The 25920-nt window shown below is 73.6% G+C and carries 26 protein-coding genes; 15 read left to right on the plus strand and 11 right to left on the minus strand.

Annotation, left to right across the window (positions count from 1 at the left end; translation table 11 throughout):
• Positions 1-30: 30 nt before the first annotated feature.
• Positions 31-2427, minus strand: a complete 2397-nt coding sequence (locus tag LG396_RS03105; protein ID WP_225793469.1) for a phosphoketolase family protein — start codon at positions 2425-2427, stop codon at positions 31-33.
• 171 nt (positions 2428-2598) lie between these two features.
• Between LG396_RS03105 and LG396_RS03110 the strand changes: the two genes are divergently transcribed.
• Positions 2599-2793 carry a hypothetical protein gene (locus tag LG396_RS03110; protein WP_018835983.1) on the plus strand — a complete coding sequence of 65 codons (195 nt, stop codon included), beginning with the start codon at positions 2599-2601 and terminating at the stop codon, positions 2791-2793.
• 187 nt (positions 2794-2980) lie between these two features.
• A complete protein-coding gene (locus LG396_RS03115) occupies positions 2981-3220 on the plus strand; it encodes a DUF397 domain-containing protein (protein WP_018835984.1) in 240 nt (79 codons plus the stop codon).
• Between the two features lie 7 nt (positions 3221-3227).
• On the opposite strand, the gene LG396_RS03120 is transcribed toward LG396_RS03115, so the two are convergent.
• Positions 3228-4865, minus strand: a complete 1638-nt coding sequence (locus tag LG396_RS03120) for a serine/threonine-protein kinase (RefSeq protein ID WP_225793470.1) — start codon at positions 4863-4865, stop codon at positions 3228-3230.
• 65 nt (positions 4866-4930) lie between these two features.
• The gene (locus LG396_RS03125; RefSeq protein WP_225793471.1) at positions 4931-5419 is read right to left on the minus strand and encodes an ATP-binding protein; all 489 of its coding nucleotides are present in this window, start codon (positions 5417-5419) and stop codon (positions 4931-4933) included.
• Positions 5420-5704: 285 nt separating this feature from the next.
• Between LG396_RS03125 and LG396_RS03130 the strand changes: the two genes are divergently transcribed.
• The 7 genes from LG396_RS03130 to LG396_RS03160 all read left to right on the plus strand — a co-directional run bounded on the left by LG396_RS03130 (position 5705) and on the right by LG396_RS03160 (position 13390).
• Entirely contained in the window at positions 5705-6565 is an 861-nt protein-coding gene (locus LG396_RS03130; RefSeq protein WP_026276212.1) for a Sco1979 family transcriptional regulator, read from the plus strand.
• 99 nt (positions 6566-6664) lie between these two features.
• A complete protein-coding gene (locus LG396_RS03135; protein WP_225793472.1) occupies positions 6665-8122 on the plus strand; it encodes an aldehyde dehydrogenase family protein in 1458 nt (485 codons plus the stop codon).
• Positions 8123-8313: 191 nt separating this feature from the next.
• Positions 8314-8757, plus strand: coding sequence for a CBS domain-containing protein (locus LG396_RS03140; protein WP_225793473.1), 444 nt, complete (start codon positions 8314-8316; stop codon positions 8755-8757).
• A 146-nt stretch (positions 8758-8903) separates the two neighbouring features.
• Positions 8904-9521 carry a PadR family transcriptional regulator gene (locus tag LG396_RS03145; RefSeq protein WP_100299845.1) on the plus strand — a complete coding sequence of 206 codons (618 nt, stop codon included), beginning with the start codon at positions 8904-8906 and terminating at the stop codon, positions 9519-9521.
• 80 nt (positions 9522-9601) lie between these two features.
• Positions 9602-10672: an ATP-binding cassette domain-containing protein gene (locus LG396_RS03150; RefSeq protein ID WP_225793474.1), complete on the plus strand. Its 1071-nt coding sequence runs from the start codon at positions 9602-9604 to the stop codon at positions 10670-10672.
• A complete protein-coding gene (locus LG396_RS03155) occupies positions 10669-11508 on the plus strand; it encodes an ABC transporter permease (RefSeq protein WP_225793475.1) in 840 nt (279 codons plus the stop codon). Before LG396_RS03150 ends, LG396_RS03155 begins: the two co-directional genes overlap by 4 nt.
• A 226-nt stretch (positions 11509-11734) precedes the next feature.
• A complete protein-coding gene (locus LG396_RS03160) occupies positions 11735-13390 on the plus strand; it encodes a threonine/serine exporter family protein (protein WP_018850792.1) in 1656 nt (551 codons plus the stop codon).
• A 64-nt stretch (positions 13391-13454) separates the two neighbouring features.
• Here the strand turns inward: LG396_RS03160 and LG396_RS03165 are convergent, their stop codons facing one another.
• The gene (locus LG396_RS03165; protein WP_018835994.1) at positions 13455-13949 is read right to left on the minus strand and encodes an inorganic diphosphatase; all 495 of its coding nucleotides are present in this window, start codon (positions 13947-13949) and stop codon (positions 13455-13457) included.
• A gap of 86 nt (positions 13950-14035) precedes the next feature.
• Here LG396_RS03165 and dacB point away from each other — a divergent pair, with 86 nt between their 5' ends.
• From dacB to LG396_RS03180, 3 genes are all read left to right on the plus strand, one after another.
• Entirely contained in the window at positions 14036-15598 is a 1563-nt protein-coding gene (dacB, locus tag LG396_RS03170) for a D-alanyl-D-alanine carboxypeptidase/D-alanyl-D-alanine endopeptidase (RefSeq protein ID WP_225793476.1), read from the plus strand.
• Positions 15599-15862: 264 nt separating this feature from the next.
• The gene (locus tag LG396_RS03175) at positions 15863-16921 is read left to right on the plus strand and encodes a C40 family peptidase (RefSeq protein ID WP_130456282.1); all 1059 of its coding nucleotides are present in this window, start codon (positions 15863-15865) and stop codon (positions 16919-16921) included.
• Between the two features lie 243 nt (positions 16922-17164).
• A complete protein-coding gene (locus LG396_RS03180; RefSeq protein ID WP_225793477.1) occupies positions 17165-18673 on the plus strand; it encodes a PP2C family protein-serine/threonine phosphatase in 1509 nt (502 codons plus the stop codon).
• Positions 18674-18686: 13 nt separating this feature from the next.
• Here LG396_RS03180 and LG396_RS03185 read toward each other — a convergent pair whose 3' ends face one another.
• The 4 genes from LG396_RS03185 to LG396_RS03200 all read right to left on the minus strand — a co-directional run bounded on the left by LG396_RS03185 (position 18687) and on the right by LG396_RS03200 (position 20684).
• Positions 18687-19019 carry a DUF2516 family protein gene (locus LG396_RS03185; RefSeq protein ID WP_026276213.1) on the minus strand — a complete coding sequence of 111 codons (333 nt, stop codon included), beginning with the start codon at positions 19017-19019 and terminating at the stop codon, positions 18687-18689.
• Positions 19020-19123: 104 nt separating this feature from the next.
• On the minus strand, positions 19124-19762 hold the full coding sequence (locus LG396_RS03190) for a hypothetical protein (protein WP_037753804.1): 639 nt from the start codon (positions 19760-19762) through the stop codon (positions 19124-19126).
• Positions 19759-20229 (minus strand): helix-turn-helix domain-containing protein, encoded by a 471-nt coding sequence (locus tag LG396_RS03195; RefSeq protein ID WP_018836000.1) that lies wholly within the window; start codon positions 20227-20229, stop codon positions 19759-19761. Before LG396_RS03195 ends, LG396_RS03190 begins: the two co-directional genes overlap by 4 nt.
• Positions 20230-20306: 77 nt before the next feature.
• Complete coding sequence (locus LG396_RS03200; RefSeq protein WP_225793478.1) at positions 20307-20684, minus strand: VOC family protein; 378 nt, start codon at positions 20682-20684, stop codon at positions 20307-20309.
• A gap of 127 nt (positions 20685-20811) precedes the next feature.
• Here LG396_RS03200 and LG396_RS03205 point away from each other — a divergent pair, with 127 nt between their 5' ends.
• Complete coding sequence (locus LG396_RS03205) at positions 20812-21873, plus strand: MerR family transcriptional regulator (protein ID WP_225793479.1); 1062 nt, start codon at positions 20812-20814, stop codon at positions 21871-21873.
• A gap of 47 nt (positions 21874-21920) precedes the next feature.
• Here LG396_RS03205 and LG396_RS03210 read toward each other — a convergent pair whose 3' ends face one another.
• Both LG396_RS03210 and LG396_RS03215 read right to left on the minus strand, forming a co-directional pair.
• The gene (locus LG396_RS03210; RefSeq protein WP_225793480.1) at positions 21921-22778 is read right to left on the minus strand and encodes a GNAT family N-acetyltransferase; all 858 of its coding nucleotides are present in this window, start codon (positions 22776-22778) and stop codon (positions 21921-21923) included.
• A gap of 91 nt (positions 22779-22869) precedes the next feature.
• Positions 22870-23676, minus strand: coding sequence for a TetR/AcrR family transcriptional regulator (locus tag LG396_RS03215; protein ID WP_225793481.1), 807 nt, complete (start codon positions 23674-23676; stop codon positions 22870-22872).
• A gap of 126 nt (positions 23677-23802) precedes the next feature.
• On the opposite strand from LG396_RS03215, the gene LG396_RS03220 reads away from it, so the two are divergent.
• A complete protein-coding gene (locus LG396_RS03220) occupies positions 23803-24744 on the plus strand; it encodes an ATP-binding cassette domain-containing protein (protein ID WP_225793482.1) in 942 nt (313 codons plus the stop codon).
• Positions 24737-25501 (plus strand): ABC transporter permease, encoded by a 765-nt coding sequence (locus LG396_RS03225; protein ID WP_130456278.1) that lies wholly within the window; start codon positions 24737-24739, stop codon positions 25499-25501. The genes LG396_RS03220 and LG396_RS03225 overlap by 8 nt, the downstream gene beginning before the upstream one ends.
• A gap of 5 nt (positions 25502-25506) precedes the next feature.
• Here LG396_RS03225 and LG396_RS03230 read toward each other — a convergent pair whose 3' ends face one another.
• Positions 25507-25911 carry an ankyrin repeat domain-containing protein gene (locus LG396_RS03230; RefSeq protein WP_064751431.1) on the minus strand — a complete coding sequence of 135 codons (405 nt, stop codon included), beginning with the start codon at positions 25909-25911 and terminating at the stop codon, positions 25507-25509.
• Between the last annotated feature and the right edge of the window lie 9 nt (positions 25912-25920).

Below are 25920 nucleotides of genomic sequence, written 5' to 3' on the forward strand. Positions count from 1 at the left end.
CGGGGGCCACCCCCGCCGGGCTCCGCCCCCTCAGCCGGGCCACGTCCAGTCCGCCACCTCCGGCAGGTCCGTGCCGTGCTCGCGGATCCAGGCGTGGTGCCTGCCCCGTACGTCCTCCATCCGCTGCCGCACCGCCGCCGCCCGCACGGCCAGTCCCGGGACGCGGTCGATGACGTCCATCACCAGCCGGTAGCGGTCGAGGTCGTTGCGTACGACCATGTCGAAGGGCGTGGTCGTGGTGCCCATCTCCTTGTAGCCGCGCACGTGCAGCTGGTCGTGCCCCGCGTGCCGGTAGGCGAGCCGGTGGATCAGCCACGGATAGCCGTGGTACGCGAAGATGACCGGGGTGTCGCGGGTGAACACCGAGTCGAACTCCCGGCCCGTCATCCCGTGCGGATGATCCTCGTGCGGCATCAGCCGCGCGATGTCGACGACGTTGACGACCCGTACCGCCAGCTCCGGCAGGTGCTCGCGCAGCAGCCCCGCAGCGGCCAGCACCTCCTGCGTCGGCACGTCCCCGGCGCAGGCCAGCACCACGTCCGGCGCCTCGCCGGGGCGTTCGGTGCCGGCCCACTCCCAGATGCCGACGCCGCGCAGGCAGTGCGCGCGGGCCTGCTCCAGCGTCAGCCAGTCGAACGACGGCTGCTTGCCGGCGACGACGACGTTGACGACGTCGCGGGTGCGCAGCACGTGGTCGGCCACGCACAGCAGGGTGTTGGCGTCCGGCGGCAGGTAGACCCGGACGACGCCGGGGCTCTTGTTGAGGATGTGGTCGACGAAGCCGGGGTCCTGGTGGCTGAAGCCGTTGTGGTCCTGCCGCCAGACGTGTGAGGTCAGCAGGTAGTTGAGCCCGGCGACCGGGGCCCGCCACGGCTCCTCCCGCGCGGTCTGGATCCACTTGATGTGCTGCGCGGCCATGCTCGCGACGATGTGCGCGAACGCCTCGTACGACGAGAACAGCCCGTGCCGCCCGGTGAGGACGTACCCCTCCAGCCAGCCCTGGCACAGGTGCTCGGAGAGCACCTCCATGACCCGGCCGTGCGGCCCGTGGTGCTCGTCGGTCCGCTCCGTCTCCGCCTGCCACGCGCGGTCCGTGACCTCGAACAGCTCCTGGAGCCGGTTGGACGCCGTCTCGTCCGGGCCGAAGACGCGGAAGTCGCGGCGCTCCGCGGTGTCGGCCATCACCTGCCGCAGCATGGCGCCGAGCACCCGGGTCGGCTCGTGCAGCCGGCCGCCGGGCCGGTCGACGGCCACGGCGTACGTCTCGGGCCCCGGCAGCGGCAGCGCGTGCAGCAGCCGGCCGCCGTTGGCGTGCGGGTTGGCGCCGAGGCGGCGGTCGCCGTGCGGTACGCAGGCGAGCACCTGCCGGCTCGGCCTGCCGTCGGCGCCGAAGAGCTGCTCCGGCCCGTACGAGCGCAGCCACCGCTCCAGCTCCGCCAGGTGCTCGGGGTTCTCGCGGACCTCCGGCAGCGGCACCTGGTGGGAGCGCCACGTGCCCTCGACCGGGGTGCCGTCGACGTCCTCGGGGCCGGTCCAGCCCTTGGGGGTGCGCAGCACGATCGCCGGCCAGCGGGGCCGCCCGCGCAGCCCGCCGCGGGCGCGCGCGGCCTGCTGGAACTCGGCGATCCGGTCGAGTGCCGTGTCCATCGCGGCCGCCATGTCCCGGTGGACGCGCGCGGGGTCGTCCCCGCTGACGTGCAGGGGCTCGTGGCCGTAGCCGCGCAGCAACTCGTCCAGCTCGCTCTGCGGGATGCGGGAGAGGACGGTGGGGCCGGCGATCTTGTAGCCGTTGAGGTGCAGGACGGGCAGCACGGCGCCGTCGTACGCGGGGTCGAGGAACTTGTTCGCGTGCCACGACCCGGCCAGCGGCCCGGTCTCCGCCTCGCCGTCGCCGATGACGCAGGCCGCGACGAGCCCGGGGTTGTCGAACGCGGCCCCGTAGGCGTGCGCGAGCGAGTAGCCCAGCTCGCCGCCCTCGTGGAACGAGCCGGGGATCACGGGCGCGACGTGGCTCGGCGTACCGCCGGGGAAGGAGAACTGCCGGAACAGCCGCGCCATCCCGGCGGCGTCGCGCGAGACGTCGGGGTGCACCTCCCCGTACGAGCCGTCGAGCCAGGCGCCGGCGTAGACGGCGGGACCGCCGTGTCCGGGCCCCCAGACGCAGACGGCGTCGAGGTCGCGGGCGGAGATGACGCGGTTGAGGTGGGTGTAGACGAGGTTGAGGCCGGGGCAGGTGCCCCAGTGGCCGAGCAGCCGCGGCTTGATGTCCGCGGGCGTCAGCGGCTCGGTGAGCAGCGGGTTGCGGGTGAGGTAGATCTGGCCCGCGGCCAGGTAGTTGAGGGCGCGCCAGTGGGCGTCGAGGTCGGCCAGCTCCTGCTTCTTCATCGTCGTCCCATCGACGAAGGGGGCGGTAGGCGGTACGGCCAAGTCTTACGGCCCGGGGGCGTGCCCACCACCGCACGGCGCGCGACGCGCGCCCGCCCGCCCCGGACGGCCCTTCTATCACCCGGATGGCGGGCACGGCTCGCACGTAACGGGGGGTACGGGTGGGACAGACTGCCACGTATGTGGACGGCGAACGCGGGGACAGGTGATCAGATGGCCGTGTCGGTGTCGGTCGTGCTGCTGCTCTTCGTGCTGGCCGTGGTGTTTCTGCGCAGCGGCTCGCTGAAGACCTCGCACGCGGTGGTCTGCGTGCTCCTCGGCTTCTATCTGTCCGGGACCACCGTGGCCCCGACGATCCAGTCCGGTCTGGAGGCCACGGCGAACGTGGTGAGCAGCATCCGGCCGTGAATGTGGCCGTTCCGGGAACTATTCGGTACCGCCTTGTGCGTTGAACCCTTCGGGGGATGACCTTGGTGGACGCCTGATCGGAATCACGCGCGCACGCTGTGTGCACGTGCATTTGCGCGTGCACCTAGCCGCCAACACAGCTATGATCCCCGACAGTTGACATTGGCAACCACCTTGGAGAAGCGCTGTGGCCCACGCATACAACGGCATTGCGGCCAGAGATCTTCACGGCGCCGCCTGGCAGAAGAGCCGGCACAGCAACTCGCAGGGTTCCTGTGTGGAGTTCGCCAGGCTTCCCGGCGGCGAGATAGCCGTTCGCAATTCCCGATTTCCCGAAGGCCCCGCCCTCGTCTACACCCGTGCCGAGGTGGAGGCGATGCTGCTGGGCGTCAAGGACGGAGAGTTCGACCATCTGATAGTTGACTGACACCCCCCTATTCCCGGCTGCACCGTCCGCTTCCCCCATCGGCGGGGTGACACTGCAGCCGCCGGTCATCCGGATCCTGGCTGAGATATCGCCCGTAGCAGGCGTTGATCGCGGTACGGCCGCGATCCGCACAGAATGCGATCGCTTCCTTTCCGTCCGCGAACGGTCCCGGAGCGTGAATCACCCAGTATCCAGGGAGCAGCGAAGGGTAGTCGTCGCTGCGCAGCAGTTCCGCCTCCGGCACTTCGGCCAGGACGCCTGTGAGCCTGTCATCGCGTGCCTCCGGCCCGTTGCGGACCGGTTCGGAGGCCAGCACCGCGATCCACGAATCGTTCAGCGGGGGCGACTGGGGCGACTGGGGGGACTGCGGGGAGGACGAGGGCGGGGAGGTCGCGTCGGGTTGCCCGGAAGTCCCGCCCGTGCCGGGGCCGTTCCCGGCGTCCGCGCCGTTCCCGCCGTCCTCGTCGGCGCTCCCGTCCGGGCGATCGCCGTTCTCGCCGTCGCCGTCGCCGTCGTTCCCCGTCCCTCCGGCCGGGGCGGTGCTCTCCGTACCGCGGCCCGCGGCGGCCCCGCCGCCGTCCCCGCCGGACTTGAGCAGCAGCGCGGCCACCGTGGCGCCGAGCAGCACGACCGCCGCCGCCAGTACGCCGACGACCACCCCGCCGCGCCGCCCCCCGGCGGGCGGCGGCGGCGGCGCGGGCCGCGGGCTGTCCAGCGCGGTCGGCGTGTACGGGGACGGGGCCGTGGGCGCGACCGGGGCGGGGAACGGGACCGCCGGCGCCGGGCCGTAGGCGGGCGGGGCCGCGGGCGGGGCACCGTACTCGCCGTCGGCCGCCGCCCGCAGCATCCCGTCCAGCGCCGCCGCGTCCGGCCGCGCCCCCGGGTCCCGTACGAGCAGCGCGTCGAGCACCGGTGCCAGCGGGCCCGCGCGGCGCGGCGCCGCCAGCGGCTCGTCGAGCACCGCCGCCAGCGTCGCCAGCGCCGTCCCGCGGCGCAGCGGGCTCGCGCCCTCCACGGCCACGTACAGCGTCATGCCGAGCGACCACAGGTCGGCCGGCGGCGCGTCCGGGGCGCCGCGGATCCGCTCGGGCGCCACGTACTCGGGGGAGCCGACGACCTCACCGGTCGCGGTGAGCGCGGTGGCGCCGGCGAGCGCGGCGATGCCGAAGTCGGTGAGCACGGCGCGCGCGTGCGGCTCCCCGGGGCGCAGCAGGACGTTCGCGGGCTTGACGTCGCGGTGGTGGATCCCGGCGGCGTGCGCGGCGGTCAGCGCGGCGAGCACGTCGCGGCCCAGGCGCGCGGCCTCCTGCGGCGGCAGCGGTCCCGCCGAGCCGATCCGGTCGGCGAGGTTCGGCCCGGGCACCAGCTCCATGACGAGCCAGGGGTGCGGCTCCGCGGCGACGATGTGGTGGATGGTGACGACGTTGGGGTGGCTCAGCCGGGCCAGCGCCCGCGCCTCGCGCAGCACCCGCTCCCGTACCGTTCGCGCGTCGTGGGCGGGATCGGGCGACCGCACCTCCTTGAGCGCCACCTCGCGCTCCAGCACGGTGTCGCGCGAGCGCCACACCGTGCCCATGCCGCCGCTGCCGAGGCGCTCGATCAGCTCGAACCGCCCGTCGACCAGTGCCCCGCGCCCCCCGCTCATACTTCGAGAGCCTAACGGCCTGCGGCCGTCGGGCGATCATGCGGTCGGCGTGCGCGTACGGGCCCTCAGTCAGCCGCGGGCGGATGTAGGTGGAACACGGCCCACACGACCTTGCCGCGCAGCGAGCCGTCCAGCGGGTGCCAGCCCCAGCTGTCGCTGAAGGAGTCGACGAGGTACAGCCCGCGCCCCGACTCCGCGCCCACGTCGGCGACCCCGGCCACCGGACTCGCGGTGCTCGGGTCGCGGACGGCGCACACCAGCCGGGACGCCCAGCGCATCAGGTGCAGCCGCACCGCCGGGTCCTGTTCGGTGCAGCCGGTGAGGGCGTGCCGGAGCGCATTGGTGACCAGCTCCGAGACGACCAGTGCGACATCGTCGCTGAGGTCGGTCAGCTCCCAGTGCCGCAACGTGGTGTGGGTAAAGGCGCGCGCGCCGCTCACGGACTCGTGGCTGCCGGATATCGCACAGGATGCGGCACCGTCGACGGAGCCGGAGTCCAGCGGGGGCAGCCCTCGCCATAAGGGCGCGAGCACGGCTGCTGCTTCGGTCCCCATGCGCGGCACTCCCCAGTCGCGTGCGTGTCTGTCGTCACCGTGCGGATGCCCATGCTTCCGAATGCCTTTGGCAGATGCAAGGGCAGATGCACGTGCACGAGGGAGGAATGTCTAGCAACTTACTGGTTCATGGGCATTGTCCAGCAAAATTTTCTCGGTTGGGTAACCGTTCGGGCACGCAATGATACGGAGTGGTGGCAGTATGGGCCGGTGGCGCCGGGGGCGCGCTTGTAGTGCCATGTCCTTTTGTAAGTGCCATGTCGCCGAGGTGGGTGGAGGGCTCCGATGGCCGTGGACGGATCAAGCGGATCGGTCGTGCGCCGTATCCTGCTGGGCTCTCAGCTCAGACGGCTGCGGGAAGAACAGGGGATCTCGCGCGACGCCGCCGGATACGCGATCAGGGCCTCGGAATCCAAGATCAGCCGGATGGAGCTGGGCCGGGTGAGTTTCAAGAGCCGAGACGTGGAGGACCTGCTCACGCTGTACGGCGTGACCGATCAGACCGAGCGCGACGCCCTCGTCGGCCTCGTCAGCGAGGCGAACACCGCAGGGTGGTGGCACAGCTACAGCGACGTGCTGCCGGGCTGGTTCCCCACCTATGTGGGACTGGAGTCGGCCGCTGCCGGGATCGACGTGTACGAAGTCCAGTTCGTGCACGGCCTGCTGCAGACGGAGGAGTACGCGCACGCCGTCGTCACCGCGGGCCTGCCCATCTCGCCCGCCGAGGCGGACAAGCGCGTGGGCGCCCGGCTGGAGCGGCAGAAGCGGCTGTACGCCGAGCACCCCGCCGAGCTGAAGGCGGTGCTCGACGAGGCCGCGATCAGCCGCCCGTACGGCGGCCGCCAGGTGATGCGCAAGCAGTTGCAGCACCTGCTCGACGCCTCCGAGATGCCGAACGTGTCGCTGCGGATCATCCCGCTGGCGCAGCACGGCCACACCCCCGACTCCGGCGCCTTCACGATCCTGAGCTTCCCGGAGGAGGACCTCTCCGACGTCGTGTACGTGGAGCATCTGACGAGCGCCCTCTACCTGGACAAGCCGGAGGACGTCGCGACGTACACGAAGGCCATGGACCTGCTGCGCGTCGCCGCCCAGAACGAGGCGGAGTCAAGGGAGTTGCTGCACCGGCTCATCCGGGAGGTGTAGGGAGGCCCCGGGAGGCGCATTTCGCGCACCAGTACGATGGCGTGTCAGCGGTCACAGCCGTGCCCGCGGTCCGCCGTGCGCAGGGGTGCAGCCTCGCTCATGTCTCTCTTCTCCGACCTGGCACTGCAGTACATCGACGGCAAGTGGTGCCCCGGCGCGGGTTCGTGGGACGTCATCGACCTCGACCCGTACAGCGGTGAGCAGCTCGCGGCCGTCACCGTCGCGACCGCCGCCGAGGTGGACGCCGCCTACCGCGCGGCGGAGCGGGCGCAGCGGCTCTGGGCGGAGCGCTCGCCGTACGAACGGCGGCTGGTCTTCGAGCGCGCGCTGCGCCTCGTCGAGGAGCGCGAGGAGGAGATCACCCGCGCGATCGTGGCGGAGCTGGGCGGTACGCGGCTGAAGGCCGCGTTCGAGATCGCCCTCACCAAGGACGTGCTGCGCGAGTCCGTGTCGTACGCGCTGCGCGCCGAGGGCCGGGTGCTGCCGTCGCCGACACCCGGCAAGGAGAACCGCGTCTACCGGCTGCCCGCGGGCGTCGTCGGCGTCATCAGCTCGTACAACTTCCCGCTCTTCCTGGCCGCGAAGTCCGTGGCGCCCGCGCTCGCGCTCGGCAACGGCGTGGTGCTCAAGCCGCACAACTACTCACCCGTCGTCGGCGGCACGCTGCTCGCGTGGCTGCTCCAGGACGCCGGGCTGCCGCCCGGGCTGCTGAACGTCGTCGTCACCGACACCGCCGAGATCGGCGACGCCTTCATCGAGCACCCGGTGCCGCGTGTGCTGTCCTTCACCGGCTCCACCGAGGCCGGCCGGCACGTCGCGAGCGTCGCCGCCCGGCACTTCAAGCGCACCGTGCTGGAGATGAGCGGCAACTCGGCGATCGTGGTGCTCGCCGACGCCGACGTGGACTACGCCGTGGACGCCGCCGTCTTCAGCCGCTTCGCCCACCAGGGGCAGGTCTGCATGGCCGCCAACCGGGTGCTGGTGGACCGGGCGGTGCTCGCGGAGTTCGCGGAGAAGTTCGTCGCCAAGGCCGGCGCGCTGACCGTCGGCGACCCGGCCGACCCCGCGACCCAGCTCGGCCCGCTCATCAGCGCCCGTGAGGCCGCCGAGCTGGCCGCCCGGGTCGACGCGGCGCTCGCCGCCGGCGCCACCGCGCTGCTGCGCGGGCGCACGGACGGCACGCTCGTGGAGCCCACGGTGCTGACCGGGCTGCCTGCGGACAGCGAGCTGCTGCGGCGGGAGTTCTACGGCCCGGTGGCGTTCCTGCTCCCCTTCACGGGCGAGGACGAGGCCGTACGGATCGTCAACGACACCCCGTTCGGGCTGAGCGGCGCGGTGCACACCGGGGACCTGGAGCGGGGCGTGCGGCTGGCGGGGCGGATCGACTCGGGGATGGTGCACGTCAACGACGGCACGATCAACGACGAGCCGCTGGTGCCGTTCGGCGGCGAGAAGTGCTCGGGGCTGGGGCGGCTGAACGGGGAGGCGACGGTCGACGCCTTCACGACGCTGAAGTGGATCTCCGTGCAGCACGGCCGGACGCACTTCCCCTTCTGAGCGGCGCCGCGGCCTCTGTCCCGTCCGGGTCACCCGTTCGGCGGCGCGTATGTCGCCCGGGCGGTCGGGGGCCAGGAGCATGGCGGTGACGGAAACCCCCTTTCCGTACCCCTTCCGTGTTTCTTCCGTACCCCTCCACCCCCCTCCACTCCCTCCGGACCTCCGGGACAGAACGAACAGGAGCCCTTGCGATGACCGCTCCCACCACCGCGCGGAACGCCCGCGACCTCATGCACGAAGGCGCCGAGTGCATCGACTCGACCGAGTCCGTCGCCACCGCCGCCGCGAAGATGCGCTCCATGGACGTCGGCTGCCTGCCGGTGTGCGGCCAGGACGGCAAGCTCGCCGGCATGATCACCGACCGCGACATCGTGGTGGAGTGCGTCGCCCGCGGCCGCGACCTGACGACCTGCGCGACCGCGGAACTGGCGGCCGGCCGGCCGGTGTACGTCGAGGCCGACGCCTCGGTCGACGACGTGTTGCGCACGATGGAGCAGCACCGGGTGCGCCGCGTCCCGGTCATCGAGGACCACCGGCTCGTCGGCATGATCAGCGAGGCGGACCTGAGCCGGGGCCTGACGGACGAGCAGATGGCGGCCTTCTGCCGAAGCGTGTACGGGGGCGGCCACCACTGACCTCCGTACGCCCACCGGACCGGCGCAGGGCCGGGCTCCCGCGCGGGGAGTCCCGGCCCTGCGTCGTGCCGCCCCCGCGGCTGCTGCTAGTCAAGGTTGACTAGGCTGGGAGGCCACACATCGCCGCGGTAGACAAGGGGCTCCATTTGTCCGCGACTCGCCTCCTGGTCCTGGGCGCCGTCCGGCGGCACGGCCGGGCGCACGGCTACCAGGTCCGGGCCGACCTGGAGTACTGGGGCGCCCACGAGTGGTCGAGCGTCAAGGCCGGTTCGATCTACCACGCGCTCAAGCAGATGGCCAAGCAGGGCCTGCTGGTCGCCCACGAGGTGGCACCCAGCACCGCCGGCGGCCCGCCGCGTACCGAGTACGAGATGACGGCCGCCGGCGACGCCGAGTACTTCCGGCTGCTGCGCGAGGCGCTGCGCCGCCACGACGAGAAGATCGACTTCCTCACCGCGGGCGTCGGCTTCCTCGTCGACCTGCCGCGCGCCGAGGCCGTCGCGCTGCTGAAGGAGCGGGTCGGGGCGATGGAGGAGTGGCGGGCCGCGGTCCTCCAGCACTACTCGCCGCAGGAGGGCGAGGACTACGGGCACATCGGCGAGATCATGCGGCTCTGGCTGCACACCGCCGAGGCCGGTGCCGAGTGGACGCGCGCCCTGATCGCGCGGCTGGAGGCCGGCGCGTACGTGATGGCCGGCGAGGGCGATCCGTGGGCCGGGGTGGAGACGAGCCCCGGTGGTCCTGACGACCGGAACCCCAGCTAATCAAGTTTGACTAATGCGGAGGCCGGGGATACCTTCGGCCGGTGGTCAAATTTGACTACCTGAGGGACTGGAGGAGGCGTATGACGGCGATCCTCGCCGAAGGACTGCGCAAGACCTACGGGAAGAAGGGCTCCGCGAAGGCGGCGCTCGCGGGCCTGGACCTCGCGGTCCCCGCGGGCACGGTGCACGCCGTGCTCGGCCCCAACGGCGCGGGCAAGACCACGGCCGTACGGATCCTGGCCACCCTGCTGCGCCCCGACGCCGGCACCGCGCGCGTCGCGGGCCGCGACGCCGTACGGGAGCCGGACGAGGTCCGGTACCGCATCGGGCTGCTCGGCCAGCACGCCGCCGTCGACGAGGTGCTCAGCGGCCGGCAGAACCTGGAGCTGTTCGGCCGGCTCTACCACCTCGGCAGGGCCGGCGCCCGGCAGCGGGCGGCGGCGCTGCTGGCGCAGTTCGGCCTCGACGACACCGGCGGCAAGCCGGTCGGCCAGTACAGCGGCGGCATGCGGCGCCGGCTCGACCTGGCCGCGAGCCTGATCATGCGGCCCCAGGTGCTCTTCCTCGACGAGCCGACGACGGGCCTCGACCCCCGCGGCCGTACGGAGGTGTGGCAGGCGGTCCGCTCGCTCGTCGGCGACGGCACCACCGTGCTGCTCACCACGCAGTACCTGGAGGAGGCCGACCAGCTCGCCGACCGGGTCTCGGTCGTCGACCACGGCCGCGCCGTCGCCGAGGGCACCGCCGACGAGCTCAAGGCCCGGCTCGGCGGCGACCGCATCGACGTCGTCGTACGGGACGCGGACCGCCTCGACGCCGCCGCTGCCGTCATCGGCATGGCCGCCCGCGCCGGCGAGGACGCCGTCGAGGTCGACGCCGACGCCCGGCGGATCAGCGCCCCGGTCGCCGACCGGATGGCGGCGCTGGCCGACACGGTGGCGGGGCTGGGTGCGGCGGGCGTGGCGGCGGAGGACGTCTCCCTGCGCCGTCCGACGCTGGACGAGGTGTTCCTCCACCTCACCGGCCGCACACAGGACCTGAACCAGGAGCAGGACCAGGACCAGGACCGGCGCCCGGAGCGGGACGACGGCCGGGCGGACGGCGGCGCCGCCGGCCGGGCGCGCGCCGTAGCGGAAGGGAGCGCCCGATGACCGCCACCACCCTCCCCGCCCCGCCGCCGCCCGCCCGCACCGCGGGCGCCCGGCTGAAGTGGGCCGTCGCCGACGGGCTGACGATGACCGGCCGCGGCTTCGCGCACTGGGCCCGCCGGCCCGGGCAGGCCGTGGTGAGCCTCGTCTTCCCGGTGATGATGCTCGTGGTCTTCACCTATCTGCTCGGCGGCGGCATGGCCGTGAGCGGCGGCGGCAGCTACCGCGAGTACCTGGTGCCCGGCATGCTCGCGCTCGCGATGTCCTTCGGCCTGGAGGCCACGATGGTCTCCCTCACCTCCGACCTCGGCAAGGGCGTCGTCGACCGCTTCCGGACGATGCCGATGGCCCCGTCCGCGGTCCTCGTCGGCCGGGCGCTCACCGACATGGCCGAGTCGGCCGCCGGGCTCGTCGTGATGGCCGGCGCGGGGCTCGCGGTCGGCTGGCGCTGGCACGGTACGTGGGCGGAGGCGCTGGCCGCGTTCGGGCTGCTGCTGCTCCTGCGGTTCGCCATGCTGTGGGCCGGGATCTTCCTCGGCCTGGTGGCGGGCAAGCCGGAGATGGTGCAGGCGGTGCAGATCCTGGTGTGGCCGGTGGCGTTCCTGTCCAGCGCGTTCACCTCGCCGGAGACGATGCCGGGCTGGCTGGGCGCCGTCGCGGAGTGGAACCCGATGTCGGCGACGGCGGGTGCGATCCGCGAGCTGTTCGACAACCCCGGCTGGTCCGGCGACTCGTGGGCGGCGCAGCATCAGGTGCTGCTGGCGGTGGTGTGGCCGCTGGTGCTGCTCGCCGTGTTCTTCCCGCTGGCGGTGCGCCGGTACCGGAGTCTGGGGCGCTGAGGGCGCGTACGGACAGGCGACGGGCGTCGCCCGCGGGCGTGGGCGACGGCGCTCTCGACGCGGGTGGCGCCCCCGCTGCGCGCCAGTGGCGCCCCGTTTGTACGACTTGATCTGATGTGCCGCCGTGCCTCCGTACCCTTCCGACCCCCCGGGGGCGTTCTTCATGCGTCCGACTTATGCTCGCGGGCGTAAACCTTTCGGCACGTCCGCGGGGGGTGATGGTCCAGTGGGTCAGGAGCCCGAACCGGATAACGGCGAAGACAAGCCGCACTCCGACGAGGCGCACAGCGCCTTCACGCCGCCCTTCGGCGTGCCTCTCCCCCCGGCGCCCGAAGACGGGCAGACGACCTCGGAGTTCGCACGCCCCGTGGGCATCGGCGAACACGCCCCCGAGGACCAGAGCACCGGCTCGGGCTTCCGGCCCCCGCGCGGCGGCCCCTCGGCCGCCGCCGGGGTCGCGCCCCCGCCCCCGCCCGCCACCGGTCCGCTGTCGCGATCCACGCCGTGGCAGGACCGGATGCGTGTCATGCTCCGTACGCCCATGACGGAACGACCCACGCCCGAACGGTCGCTGTCGCCCACCGAGGAGACCGCGCTGCCGGTGCCGCGCGTACTCGACCTCACCCTGCGCATCGGCGAGCTGCTGCTCGCCGGCGGCGAGGGCGCGGAGGACGTCGAGGCCGCGATGTTCGCCATCGCCCACGCCTTCGGCCTCGACCGCTGCGAGCCGACCGTCACGTTCACCCTGCTGACGGTCACGTACCAGCCGTCCCTGGTCGACGACCCGGTGACGCTCAGCCGCACGGTCCGCCGCCGCGGCACCGACTACAACCGGCTCTCCGCCGTCTACCGCCTCGTCGACGCCATCGTGGACGAGGCCGCCGCCGTCAGCCTGGAGGAGGCGTACCGCGGCCTCGCCGAGATCCGCCGCAACCGGCACCCGTACTCCAAATGGGCGCTCACCCTCGCCAGCGGCGGCCTGTCGGGCGCGGCGGCGACGCTGGTGGGCGGCGGGCCGCTGGTGTTCTGCGCGGCGGCGATCGGCGCGATGCTCGGCGACCGGCTCGCGTGGCTGGCGGCGGGGCGCGGGCTGCCGGAGTTCTACCAGTTCGTGGCCGCGGCGATGGCCCCCGCGGCGGTCGGCGTCACACTCAACCTCGCCGACATCGACGCCCAGTCCTCCGCCGTCATCACCGGCGGGCTCTTCGCGCTGATCCCGGGACGGGCCCTGGTCGCCGCCGTCCAGGACGGCCTGACCGGCTACTACATCACCGCCTCGGCGCGCCTGCTCGAAGTGCTCTACCTCGTCGTCGGCATCGTCGTCGGGGTGCTGATCATGCTCTACGTGGGCGTGCAACTCGGCGCAGAACTGAGCCCGGACGCGGCCCTGCACCGCCAGGAGCGGCCGGTGGTCTCCCTGCTGGCGGCGATGCTGCTGACGCTGGCCTTCGCGGTCCTGCTCCAGCAGGAGCGTTCCACCGTGATCGTCGTGACCCTCAACGGGGGCGTCGCCTGGCTGATCTATGCCGTCATCGCCCACCAGGCGAACAAGTCGCCGGTGCTGGCCACCGCGCTGGCCGCGGGGCTCGTCGGGCTCTTCGGCCAGCTCTTCTCGCGCTACCGGTTCATCTCCGCGCTGCCGTACGTCACGGCCGCCATCGGCCCGCTGCTGCCGGGCAGCGCCACGTACTTCGGCCTCCTGGGCTTCGCCCAGGACGAGCTGAACGCCGGCGCCCGCTCGCTGCTGACCGCCGCCGCGCTGGCGCTGGCGATCGCGATCGGGGTGAACCTGGGCGGCGAGATGGCCCGGCTGTTCATGAAGCGCCCGGGCGAGAAGACGGCCCCCGCCCGCCGCGGCGCAAAACGCACCCGCGGCTTCTAGGGGCCGTCTCCGACGGTGGGCCGACTGCCGACTGCCGACTGCCGACTGCCGTGCCGGGGCTACGTCAGTGGTGGCCGCCCGCGGCCTCCAGGCGCTTCTTGGACGCCTCGATCTCGGCCTCCGCGTCCTGCCGGCCCACCCAACTGGCGCCTTCCACGGACTTGCCGGGCTCCAGGTCCTTGTACACCTCGAAGAAGTGCTGGATCTCCAGCCGGTCGAACTCCGACACGTGGTGGATGTCGCGCAGGTGCTCCACCCGCGGGTCGTGCGCCGGGACGCACAGCACCTTGTCGTCGCCGCCGGCCTCGTCGGTCATGCGGAACATGCCGATCGTGCGGCACGCGATGAGGCATCCGGGGAACGTCGGCTCGTCCAGAAGGACCAGCGCGTCGAGCGGGTCGCCGTCCTCGCCGAGCGTGCCTTCGATGAAGCCGTAGTCTGCGGGGTAGCTGGTCGAGGTGAAGAGCCGCCGGTCCAGGCGGATCCGGCCCGTCTCGTGATCCACTTCGTACTTGTTCCGCGAACCCTTCGGGATCTCGATGGTGACGTCGAACTCCACGGGTGGCTCTCCTTCAAGATCAGCATGGTTCAGATGATTAAGTGTCCCCCACGCAGCGGGGTGGTGGCGAAAGGGGCTGGTCCCTGGTGAGGGTCGGGGTCGCGGTGGCACGGCGGAAGGCCGCCCGCTGGGCACGGCACTGGACCCGGCGGTGGGAAGCACAGCCCCTGCACACCCGCCGTACCGTGCGGCTGGTGGCCGCGTCCGGCGCGCTGGGCGGGGTCCTCGCCGGCGGCTTGATCGCCGTGGCGGGGCCCTGGGACTCGGGTCAGCGTACGGCGGAGAAGGAGACGGCCGCGCGTGCGGACGCCGCCCAGGGCCGTACAGGTGACGCGGATCACGGCTCCTCGGACGGTGTACCGGGCAAAGGCGCCCCCGGCGACGGCTTCCAGGGCGCCGGCGCGGGCGCCCCGCGGGTGCTCACCCCGCTCGGCCCGCAGGACGGCACCCGGCCCGTCGGTACCCCCCGGCCGACCGGTGCCGGGCTCGCCAGGGAACTTGCGCCGCTGCTGAAGGACCCCGCGCTCGGCTCGCCGACCACCGCGGCCGTGTGGGACGTGACCACGGGCCGCGAGCTGTACGGCGAGCGCGAGACCACCGGCGTCGTCCCCGCCTCCACGGTCAAACTGGCCACCGGCGCCGCCGCCCTCGCCGCGCTCGGCCCCGACCACCGCATCCCGACCGCGTCGCTCGCCGAGGGCGGGGAGGTCTTCCTCGTCGGCGGCGGCGACCCCACGCTGTCCGCGAAGCGGCTGAAGGGGCTGGCGCGCGACACGGCGCGGAAGCTGAAGAAGGACGGGGTGCGGAAGGTGGCCGTCCGGTACGACGCCACCGCGTACGCCGGCGACGTACTGCACGAGATCGGGCCCAACGAGAACATCGCGCCCGTCACCCCGCTCATGGTCAACGAGGCCCGCCTCGACGACTCCTGGCACGGCCCGGCGCCGCGCGCCACCGACCCGGCGCGCGACGCGGCGGACGACTTCGCCGGCGAGCTGCGCGACGCGGGCGTACGGGTCGCGGGCGAGCCGAAGGCCGCGCGGGTGCCGGAGAGGGCGGACGAGCTGGCGGCGACGTACTCGGCGCCGCTGGCGGAGCTGACCGAGCGGATGCTGACGTACAGCGACAACGACCTGGGCGAGGCGCTGGCCCGGCAGACCGCGATCGCCGTGGGCCGCGACGCGAGCTTCGAGGGCGCGGGGCGGGCGGTCGCGGGGCAGCTGAAGAAGCTGGGTCTGCCGGTGCGCGGGGCGCGGTTCGCCGACGGCAGCGGCATCAGCCGCGGCAACCGGGTCTCGGCGGACCTGCTCGCCCGGCTGCTGGTGACGGCGGCGGACCAGGACCGGCCTGAGCTGCGCTCGCTGCTGACGGGACTGCCGGTGGCGGGGTTCAACGGCACGCTGCGCGACCGGTACGGGGACGGCGGCGGCGACGGCCAGGACGCCGGCGGCACGTCGGCGGCGCGGGGCGTGGTGCGGGCGAAGACGGGGACGCTGACGGGGGTCAACTCGCTGGCGGGGACGGTGGTGGACGCGGACGGGCGGCTGCTGGCGTTCGCGTTCTTCACGATGGGCGCGACGGACCGTACGGGGGCGGGGGACGCGCTGGACCGGATGGCGGCGGCGGTAGCGGCCTGCGGCTGCCGCTGAGACCCCGAACCTCCGGCCCCGGGAGTCCCCCGAACCCCAAATCCCGCAACATCCGCACCCCGCGCCCCCTGAACCCCGCTGTGTCGCAGGCGTGTTGCAAGTCCTCGCCGGGTTATCCACAGGTCTGTGGAGGAGGGCTGCGGGAGTTGCGGGTGATATGGCAGCATCCGGGGCATGTGATCGCGCGGGGCTGGCCAGAGCCCCGGGGCGGGCCCGCTGAGTGAAGGGCCCGGCGGACCACGATCGGGGGAGTGGGGGAGACGCATGCGCGGAATCGGGGAGGCGCGGGCGGCGGGAGCGCGCCGGCGCAGAGGCATCGTCCTGGCCGTGACCGGGCTGCTGGCGCTGCTCGTGCCGCTGACCGGGCCGGCCGCCGAGGCGGAGCCGAAGCCGACGGTCGAGGAGGTGCATGCCCGCGTGGAGCGGCTGTACCGCGAGGCGGAGGCCGCCACCGACGCGTACAACGACGCGGAGGAGAAGGCGAAGAAGCAGCGCAAGGAGGTCGAGCGGCTCGACAAGGCCGTGGCGGACGCGAGCGTGCGGCTGGCCGGGCTGAAGGACGAGGCGGGCGCGCTGGCCCGGGCGCAGTACCGCGGCGGCGGGGTGCCGATGGAGGCGCAGTTGCTGCTGAGCGACGACCCGGAGGAGTTCGTGGACGACCTGCGGCTGGCCCGCAAGGGGCAGCACGCGCAGCGGCGGCTGATCACGGAGGTCACCGGCACGCAGAAGCGGTTGGACGGCTACGCGAAGAAGGCCGCCGGGACGTACGAGCGGCTGGAGCGCAGCCGCGAGGCCAGGGCCGAGGCGAAGGAGGAGATCGAGGAGCGCCTCGACGAGGCGAAGGAGCTGGAGAAGAAGCTCAAGGCCGAGGAGCGCGAGCGGCTGCGCCGGCTGGAGCGGGAGCGGGCCCGCGAGGCGCAGGCGCGCTGGCTGGACTCCGGGATCCTGGACGAGATCGACGCGGAGGCGACGCCCGCCGGCAAGAAGGCCATCGCGTACGCCACGGATCAGCTCGGCAAGGACTACGTGTGGGGTGCCGAGGGGCCGGACACGTTCGACTGCTCGGGCCTGACGATGCGCGCGTGGGAGGCGGCGGGGGTCGGGATCCCGCGGACGTCGCAGACCCAGTTGGCGGGGCTGCGGCGGGTCGACGTGCGGGAGATGCGCCCGGGCGACCTGATCATTTATCACTCCGACGCCAGCCACGTCGGCATATATGTCGGTGACGGTGCGATCGTGCATGCGCCGCGGCCCGGCCGTCAGGTGACGGTGGCCGGCGCGGGCACCATGCCGATCAAGGCCGTGGTGCGCCCCGAGGCGTGATCTGCGTCATGTGACCGGCCTGTCGGATGCGGGGCGGGCGGACCCGGCGCGGGGCCTCCGAACAGGGCAAAGGACCGGGGGAGCGGCCGCGTTCCGGGCCGCGTCACCCGTTCCGTACCGGCGGGTGATCACGCTAGGGTCCCTCCTTGGCGGTTTCGCTGGAGGAACAGCACGAGCCGCCGCACACGGCCGCCGGCGCGCTCGCGCCCGGCCGTCACCCTCGGGGGGAGGGAAGGAAGAGCGATGCCCGCACCCGGGCGTTCCCCGGCCTCCGGACCGTCCGGCGGACCTGACCAGTCCGCCGCAGGCGCCGGGGTGGCCGACGCGCAGGCCGCGACGCGGCGACGGCACCCGCAGCCGTCGGCCGCGCACGCACCGTTGCCGCAATCGCACGCGCCGTTGCCGGCGCAGCGCTCGGGGCACGGCGCGGTGCCGGCGCAGCCCGGCCCGGTTCCCGGGCAGCCGCACGCACGCGAGCGGGCGGTCCCGGAGTCGCTGACGCTGCTGCTGATAGAGGCGGAGCCCGGCAGCGGGCCCGGCATCGCGCGGATGCTGGAGCAGGCGGGTGCCGGCCGCCACGGGGAGCGGATCCGGGTGCGTACGGCACGCAACCTCACCGAGGCGGAGCGGCTGCTCGGCCCGGACGTGCACTGCATCCTGCTGGACCTCAGCGTGTCCGGCGAGGAGGCGGTCGCGGAGGACGCCGACCCCGCGCGGGAGGGCGACGAGCTGGAGGCGCTGCGCGAGGTGCTGGCCATGGCGCCGCTGCACGCGGTGCTGACGCTCACCGACGAGGACGACGTCGAGCTGGCCGCCGAGGCGGTCCGCGTCGGCGCGCAGGACTACCTCTTCCGCGGCGAGCTGGACGGCCGGGTGCTCGGCCGCGCCATCCGGTACGCGGTCGAGCGCAAGCGGGCCGACCTGGCGCAGAGCCGGCTGACGGCCTCGCGGCTGCGGGCGCAGGAGAACGCCCGGCTGGAGCGGGGGCTGCTGCCCACGCCGCTGCTCGCCGGCTCCGGTCTCGGCTTCTCCGCGTGCTACCGCCCCGGCCTGCCGCCGCCCGCGGCCGGCGCCACCCCGACCCGGGCGCTGCTCGGCGGCGATTTCTACGACGCGGTGCGCACCCCGGACGGCGCGGTGCACGCCATGATCGGCGACGTCTGCGGCCACGGCCCGGACGAGGCCGCGCTCGGCGTGGAGCTGCGCATCGCCTGGCGGGCGCTGACGTTCGCGGGCCTGGTCGGCGACGAGCTGCTGGCCACGCTCCAGCAGGTGCTGGAGAACGAGCGGGCCGACGACGAGATATTCGCCACGATGTGCACCGTCGACGTCTCCCCCGACGCCCGCCGCGCGGGCCTCTACCTGGCGGGCCATCCGGCGCCGCTGGTCGCCGTCCCCGGCGGCCGGCCGCGGCTGATGCCGCAGGAGCTGGGCGGTCCGGCGCTGGGCCTGCTGCCGCACGCCCGCTGGCCGCGCCAGCAGGTGGAGCTGGGCGGCGCCTGGAGCCTGATGCTCTACACCGACGGCCTCATCGAGGGCCGCACCGGGCCGGGCCGCGGCCGGCTCGGCCAGGACGGCATGCTCGCGCTGGTGGGCAGGCTGCTGGACGAGGGCCTCGCCGGCGACGACCTGCTGCACGGCGCGGTCACCGAGGCGCGGGCGCTCAACGGCGGCGACCTGACCGACGACGTGGCGGTGCTGCTACTGGATCGGCCCCCGGGTCCTTGCGGACCCGGGGACCGGAGGTCGTGATCGCCGGGGCGGGTCAGCGCCCGTTGAACGGGCCGTAGGGCCCGTCGGAGCTGCTGCCCCCGCTGCGCCGACCGCCGCCGACCTGCTTGAGTGCGGGCCGGACGTCCACCATGAAGACGATGGTCGCGATCAGCGCGATGATCGGCAGGAACGACATGATCGGGAAGATGACCATCACGGCGAAGCCGACGCCGAGGATGATCAGCCAGAACTGCTTGGTGTTCTTGTCGGCGGCGCGGTAAGCGTCCTCGCGGGCCGTGGCCGCGAAGAACAGTGCCACGCCGGCGAACACCGTCAGGGCCAGGCTGAGCAGGGCCAGCAACGAGTTGAAGCCAGAGATGAGCACGCGGTCCACCGCCTATTGAGTCCGACACAGTGTTCAGGGATCCGGCGCAGACACCGTACCCGGATAACGCCCCGGGCACGCGAGGGGTGCCCGGGGCGCGGAGCTCAGGAGTCCGCCTTGGGGGTGTTCTTCTTGGCGGCGGACTTCTTCGCGGTGCCGTTGGCGGCCCGGGGGGCGCGCTTGCGGGGCGCGGCCTTCTTCGCGGCGGCCGGCTTGGCGGCGGGCTCGTCGTCGGCGGGCTTGCCCGCGGCGGGCGGGGCCGCCTCGTCGGCAGCGCTCTCGCCGGCGGCGGCCTTCTCCTCGCCGGGCCGGATGATCTCGGTGGTCACCTGGACTGCGTCGGCGGTGTCGCCGCGCCACTCCGCGACCGCCCCGCGACCGCGCTCGGCCAGCTCGTCGTAGGTCTCGCGGGCCTTCACCGCGTACTCGGCGGCGCGCCCCACGCCCTGCAGGGCGAGATCCTGCGCCGTCTCGCGCAGCTTCTTGATGTCGGTGTCCAGGTCGCCGAACCGCTCGGCGACCTTCGCCTGCGCCTCCTTGGCCTGCTTCGACACCCGCTCCTGCACCTCCCGCGGGTCGGTCTCCCGCACCGCGGACAGCCGCTCGGGCGCCTCGGCGCGCAGCCGCTCCACCAGCGCCGGCACCTCACGCAGCTTCTCCAGCGCCAGGTCGGCGGTGCCGGCGACCGCGTAGAGGGGCGTGGGGTCGCTGAGCGTCTTGCGTACGTCGTCCGTCATGGTCATGGTGTTCTCCTCCGGTCACTGGCGGGCTTCGCATCGCCCTCGCCCCGCCCGCCACCCGGCCGCGGGGCATCCCCGTTCGTCGGTCCCTCCTCCGCGTCCGCGCCCGCGTCGTCGCGCGCGTTCTCCTTGCGGAAGGAGTCGTAGATCTGCAACAGCACCTGCTTCTGCCGCTCACTGATCGTGGGATCGGTGAGTATCGCGGTATGCACCGCCATCCCGTCGACCCCGTCACCCCGGCGCTCGTCGAGGATCCCCGCCTGCACGTACAGCGTCTCGGCGGAGATCCGCAGAGCCTTGGCGAGCTGCTGCAGGATCTCGGCGCTGGGCTTCCGCAGCCCGCGCTCGATCTGACTGAGGTACGGGTTCGACACCCCGGCGGCATCGGCGAGCTGCCGCAGACTGAGCCGCGCGCTGCGCCGCTGCTCCCGCAGGAACTCCCCGAGGTTGCCGACGTGTATCGAACCCATGCCCCGATGCTGCCGCAGGCGTGCTAACTATTGCAAGCACCTGCTTGCAAGTGTGTCACACGCCACATATCGCGACACTATCGCGAGTTCCCGATGATGCAGAAGGGATGCCCCGCCGGATCGGTGAGGACCCGCCACCTCTCCTCGCGGGGCTGGCCGTCCGGCCTGCCCGCCCCCAGCTCCAGGAGCCGGGCCTCGGCATCGTCCAGCTCCTCCTCGACCCGGAAGCAGAGGTGGAGCTGCTGGGGGACGATCTGGGTGGGCCAGGTCGGAGCCCGGTGGCCGTCGACCCGCTGAAAGCCGAGGGAGAGCCCGTCCTCGCGGGTGAGGGCCGCGAAGTCCGCATCCGAGTCCGGGTGCAGCGGGAGGCCGGTGGCCCGCTGGTAGAAGGCCGCGAGAGCCGACGGGTCGGGGCAGTCGAGGGTGATCGCGCTCAGCTTCATCTGCGGGGCCATGGCACCTCCGGGCAGTCGACCAGGAAACGTCGCTCCGCCGAGCCTAGGGGTGCCGCTTGACCTTCACCCTTGGGGAAGCCGCAGCATCGGGCGGGCCGGGCGAGGGTCCGGTACGAGGAGGGACGGCGTGGGGTTGTTGACCATCGGGGCGTTTGCGAAGGCGGCGCGGTTGTCGCCCAAGGCGTTGCGGCTCTACGACGAGCTGGGGCTGCTGACGCCCGCCCGTGTCGACCCGGTGACCGGCTATCGCCTCTACGCGCCGGAGCAACTGGAGCAGGCCCGGCTGGTCGCCTGGCTGCGGCGGCTCGGGATGCCCCTGGCCCGTATCCGGCGCGTGTGCGCGCTGGACGGCGGGGCGGCCGCGGCGGAGGTCCGGGCGTTCTGGTCGCAGGTCGAGGCCGACACCGCCGCGCGGCGGGAGCTGGCCGCCTTCCTCGTCGGTCATCTGTCGTGGAAGGAACCTGCCATGCCGCTGGGAATCCGTTACGCCGCCCTGTCCGACGCCGGTCTCGTACGCGAGAGCAACCAGGACACCGCCTACGCCGGGGAGCGGCTGCTCGCCGTCGCCGACGGGTACGGAGGGCAGGGCGGGCCCGCGAGTGCGGCTGCCGTCGACGCGCTCCGGCGCCTGGAGACAGAGGGCATCCCCGCGGGCGGTCTCCTCAACGTGCTGGAGGACGCCGTCGAACGGGCCGGGCGCGCCGTGCACGGCGTCGCGGCCGCCGCCCCCGGGGACGCTGGGACGACGCTCACCGCGATGCTCTGGACCGGGTCGCAGCTCGCCCTCGTCCACATCGGGGACTCCCGCGCGTACGTCCTGCGCGACGGCGAGCTGTTCCTGATCACGCACGACCACACCATGGTGCAGTCGATGGTCGACGAGGGCCGCCTCTCCCCGGAGGAAGCCGCGTCGCACCCGGAGCGGTCCCTGCTGATACGCGCCCTGGGCGCGGGCGCCGACGGCACCGCGGAGATGCGCCTGCACGACGCCCGGCCGGGGGACCGCTACCTGCTCTGCTCCGACGGGCTGTCGGCCGTCGTACCCGGCGAGGAGATCCGCCGGGTGCTCGCGGAGGGCGGTGAGCCGGAGCCGACGGTCCGCGCGCTCGTCGCCCTCGCCAACGGCTCCGGCGGCCCCGACAACGTGAGTTGTGTGGTGGCCGACGTCGTGGAGCTCCAGCGGCAGTAGGCGCGGTGCACGCCGAGTGGTACGGGATGCGCCCGTCGCGCGCGCCGCTAGGCGAACGTGTACGTCGTCCAGTCCGCGTACACGTCGTAGCCGAGGCGCTGGTAGAGCGCGTTGCTGGTGGGGTTGGTCGCGTCGGTGAAGAGCGTCACTTCCGTGGCGCCCGCGGCGAGTGCCGCGCGGGTCACCGCCGCCGTCACCCCCGCCGCGTAGCCGCGGCCGCGGTGGGCGGCGGGGGTGTAGACCGGGTCGACCTGGGCGAGGCCGGCGACCGTGGGGTTGATGCCGGCCATGGAGACCGGGGTGCCGTCGGGGGCCTCCCAGAAGGTGTAGTCCTTGTCGGCGTAGCGGGTCGTGGGCCAGGTCACGGCGTCGATGGCGACGTCCTCGCGGACGTCGGCGGCGAAGCCGCGGCAGAAGTCCATGAGCTGGTCCCGGTCCGCCTCGCCGGCCGCCCGCGCCTGCCCCGCCGGCGCGGGTTGCGGGGGCGTGAGTGCAGCGAGGCGGCGCAGCCGGAGGCGGACGGCGGGGGTCGGGGCGGCGCCCGTGTGCCGTTGCCAGGCGGTGGCGAAGGCGGTGGTGGTGTCGTGGTCGCCGCCGGTGCCGGGCAGGGCGTGGCCCGCGGCCGCGAGGTGCGCGGCGAGGGAGCCGGCCTGCTCCGCGGTGAGCGGGGTGAGGCCGAGGCTGCGGCCCGGGAGCTGGTGGCAGGCGCCGCGGACGGACCCCGCGCGGGTGAGCCGGCCGAGCAGCGGGCGCCCGCCGCCGTACGGGCCGGTGCCGCGCGCTCGCAGCCGTGCGGTCCAGGTCAGCGCCATGATGTGCGGTACGGGCCGAGCGCGCAGGAACTCCCCCGCTTCGGCCAGGAATTCGTCCACGTCATCGGTGAAGTGCCAGCCGTCCGCGCGCATGCTGCATGATCCCCCGGGGCCGCGGCCGCGCGGAAGCCCTCGACCGGTCCGGTGATCTGCCCGGTGATCTGGCCGGTGATCGGTCCGGTGGTCAGTCCGGGCGGCGGGCGTCTATCAGCGCCTGGATGCCGTCGAGCACGCGCTCCAGGCCGAACGCGAACTCGTCGTAGTCGGAGGGCTTCTGCGGCGCCTGTACGTCCGGCTCGTCGAAGGCACCGCCCTCCACCGCCGTACGCAGATGGGGCAGGCGGCCGGTGTCGGAGACGCGGAGCAGGAAGTGGCTGTACTCGCCCATAAGCCGCTCGAAGTCCGCGCTCCCGCCCATCGCCAGGGCGATCGTCACCTCCGCGCGCACCTGGTTGCTCACCAGCAGCGCCGTGGCCACCTTCTCGAACTCCGTGAGCGGGGTGTCGCGGAGGACGTAGAGGGCCTGGTCGAGCGCGGCGAGCTGGTTCGGCGTGACCGGCGGGCCGCCGCTCGGGATGTGCGCCACGGCCCACGGGTGCGCGAACATCGCGGTGCCGATGGCCTGGTACCAGTGCCGCAGCCCCGCCCGCCAGTCGTCCCCGACGCCCTCGGGCAGCGGCGGCGGCGGGCCGAAGGCCCCGTCGACCATCAGCGTGACCAGCTCGTCCTTCGTGGCCACGTACCGGTACAGCGCCATCGTCGAGACGCCCAGCTCCTTGGCGACCCGCCCCATCGACGCGGCCTCCAGCCCCTCCGCGTCGGCGACCGCGACCGCCGCCGCCACGATGCCCTCCAGCGTCAGCCCCCGCTTCGGCCCCTTGTGCGGCCGGGGCCGCAGGCCCCAGGCGGCCTCGACGCTGGCCGGGATGGCCCCGGTGCCGCGCTTGTCCTCGCCGTGTTCGCTCTCGCCGGCGGTGTCCATGGCGTCCATCTGCTCAGTTTACGCCATACGCAGTGCCGTGTATGGTCTACGCAGTAGTGCGTAAGGCATACGCAGAAAACAGCTCTGCGGCGACCGGTTCCACGCAGAGCAGCTCTACGGAGAAAGGGGGGAGCTGTGCCCCAGCCCATCCGCCCCGCCGTCGAGGCCGCCGGCCTCACCAAGGCGTACGGCGGCACGAAGGTGCTCGACGGCGTCGGCCTGAGCGTCCCGCCCGGCACCGTGTACGCCCTCCTCGGGCCCAACGGCGCCGGCAAGACCACCACGGTCCGGATCCTCGCGACGCTGCTGCGCGCCGACGCGGGCACGGCGAGCGTCGCCGGGTTCGACGTGGTCGCGGAGCGCTCCGAGGTCCGCCGGGCCATCAGCCTCACCGGCCAGTACGCCGCGCTCGACGAGCAGCAGACCGGCGCGGAGAACCTGCGCATGGTCGCCCGCCTCACGGGCCTGTCCCGGCCGGCGGCCGCCCGCCGCGCGGCCGAGCTGCTGGAGCGGTTCGGCCTCGCGGGCGACGCCGCCGACCGCCGTGTCGGCACGTACTCGGGCGGCATGCGCCGCCGCCTCGACCTCGCGGCGGGCCTGGTCGGCGACCCTTCCGTGATCTTCCTCGACGAGCCGACCACCGGCCTCGACCCGCGCAGCCGCCAGGCCGTCTGGGACGAGGTGCGCAGCCTGGCCGACGCCGGCGTGACGGTCTTCCTGACCACGCAGTATCTGGAGGAGGCCGACCGCCTCGCCGACCGCATCGCGCTCCTCGACGGCGGCCGGCTCGTCGCGGAGGGCACGGCGGCGGAGCTGAAGCAGCAGGTCTCCGCCGAGCGGCTGGACCTCACGCTGGTCTCGCCGGAGGCGTACGAGAAGGCGGCCCACGCCCTGGACCACCTCGCCGTGCGCCGCGACCCGGGCACCCGCACCCTGGGCGTCACCACCGACGGCCGCGCCGCCCACATACGCGACCTGCTCGACGCCATCGACCCCGACCGCACCCAGATCGAGCGCTTCGCCGTGCACTCCGCGACGCTCGACGACGTCTTCCTGAAGGTGACCCGCGATGGCTGACGCCCTGACCCACTCGGCGACGATGGTCGGCCGCTCCGTGCGGCTCAGCTCCCGCAACCCCGACGCCGTGATCACGGCGCTGGCGCTGCCCGTGCTGCTCATGCTCGTCTTCGTCTACCTCTTCGGCGGCGCGATCGACACCGGCGGGGGCTACGGGCGCTACGTGGACTACGTCGCCCCCGGCGTCCTCGTCCTGTGCGCCGGCTTCGGCGCCGGCACGACGGCGATGAGCGTCGCGGACGACATGAAGGGCGCCGTCATCGACCGCTTCCGCTCCCTCGACGTCGGCGGCACCGCCGTCCTCGCCGGCCACGTCGCCGCCAGCGTCGTGCGGAACCTGGCCGCCACGGTGCTGGTCTTCGGGGTCGCCTTCGCCATCGGCTTCCGCCCCGACGCGGGCGTCGGCGGCTGGCTCGCGTCCGCGGGCATCCTGCTGGCGGTGATCACGGCCATATCGTGGGTGGCGGCGGCCGTCGGCCTGCTGGCCAACTCCCCGGAGGCGGCGGGCGGCTTCACGTTCTTCCTGGCCTTCCTGCCGTACCCGTCCAGCGCCTTCGTCCCGGTCGACTCGATGCCGGGCTGGCTGCACGGCTTCGCCGAGCACCAGCCGCTGACACCGGTGATCGAGTCGCTGCGGGGGCTGCTGCTGGGCGAGTCGGTGGGGAGCAGCCCGTGGGAGGCGCTGGCGTGGTGCGCGGCGCTGACGGCGGCGTCGGTGGCGGCAGCGGCGGCGCTGTTCAGGAGGCGGACGACGTGACGCCCTCACACCCCGCCGAACAGCTCCAGCAGTTCCGTCCGGCCGGCCACCCGGGCCGCGGCCACCGCCGACGGCGAGCCGGCCTGCGGATCCGCCCCGTACCGCAGCAGCACCCGCACGACGTCGTCCGCCCCGGCCCGTACCGCCGCGGCCAGCGGTGTCGCACCCGCGGCCCCGACCTGATCCACGTCCGCACCCCGCTGGAGCAGCGCGGCGACGGTCCCGGAGTGCCCGTGCACCGCGGCGAGCATGACGAGGGTGTCCCCCTCGTCGTCCCGCAGCCCGGCCGGGACCCCGGCGTCCACATAGGCGGCCAGCGTGTCGGTCCGCCCCTGCCGGGCGAGCTCGAAAGCCTTGGTGGCCAGCTCGAACACGGCGGGGTCGTGCGCGGGCACATGAGCTCCACTCATGCCGTCACC

Origin of the sequence: Streptomyces aculeolatus (assembly GCF_020400605.1) — a bacterium.
Taxonomy (GTDB): domain Bacteria; phylum Actinomycetota; class Actinomycetes; order Streptomycetales; family Streptomycetaceae; genus Streptomyces; species Streptomyces aculeolatus.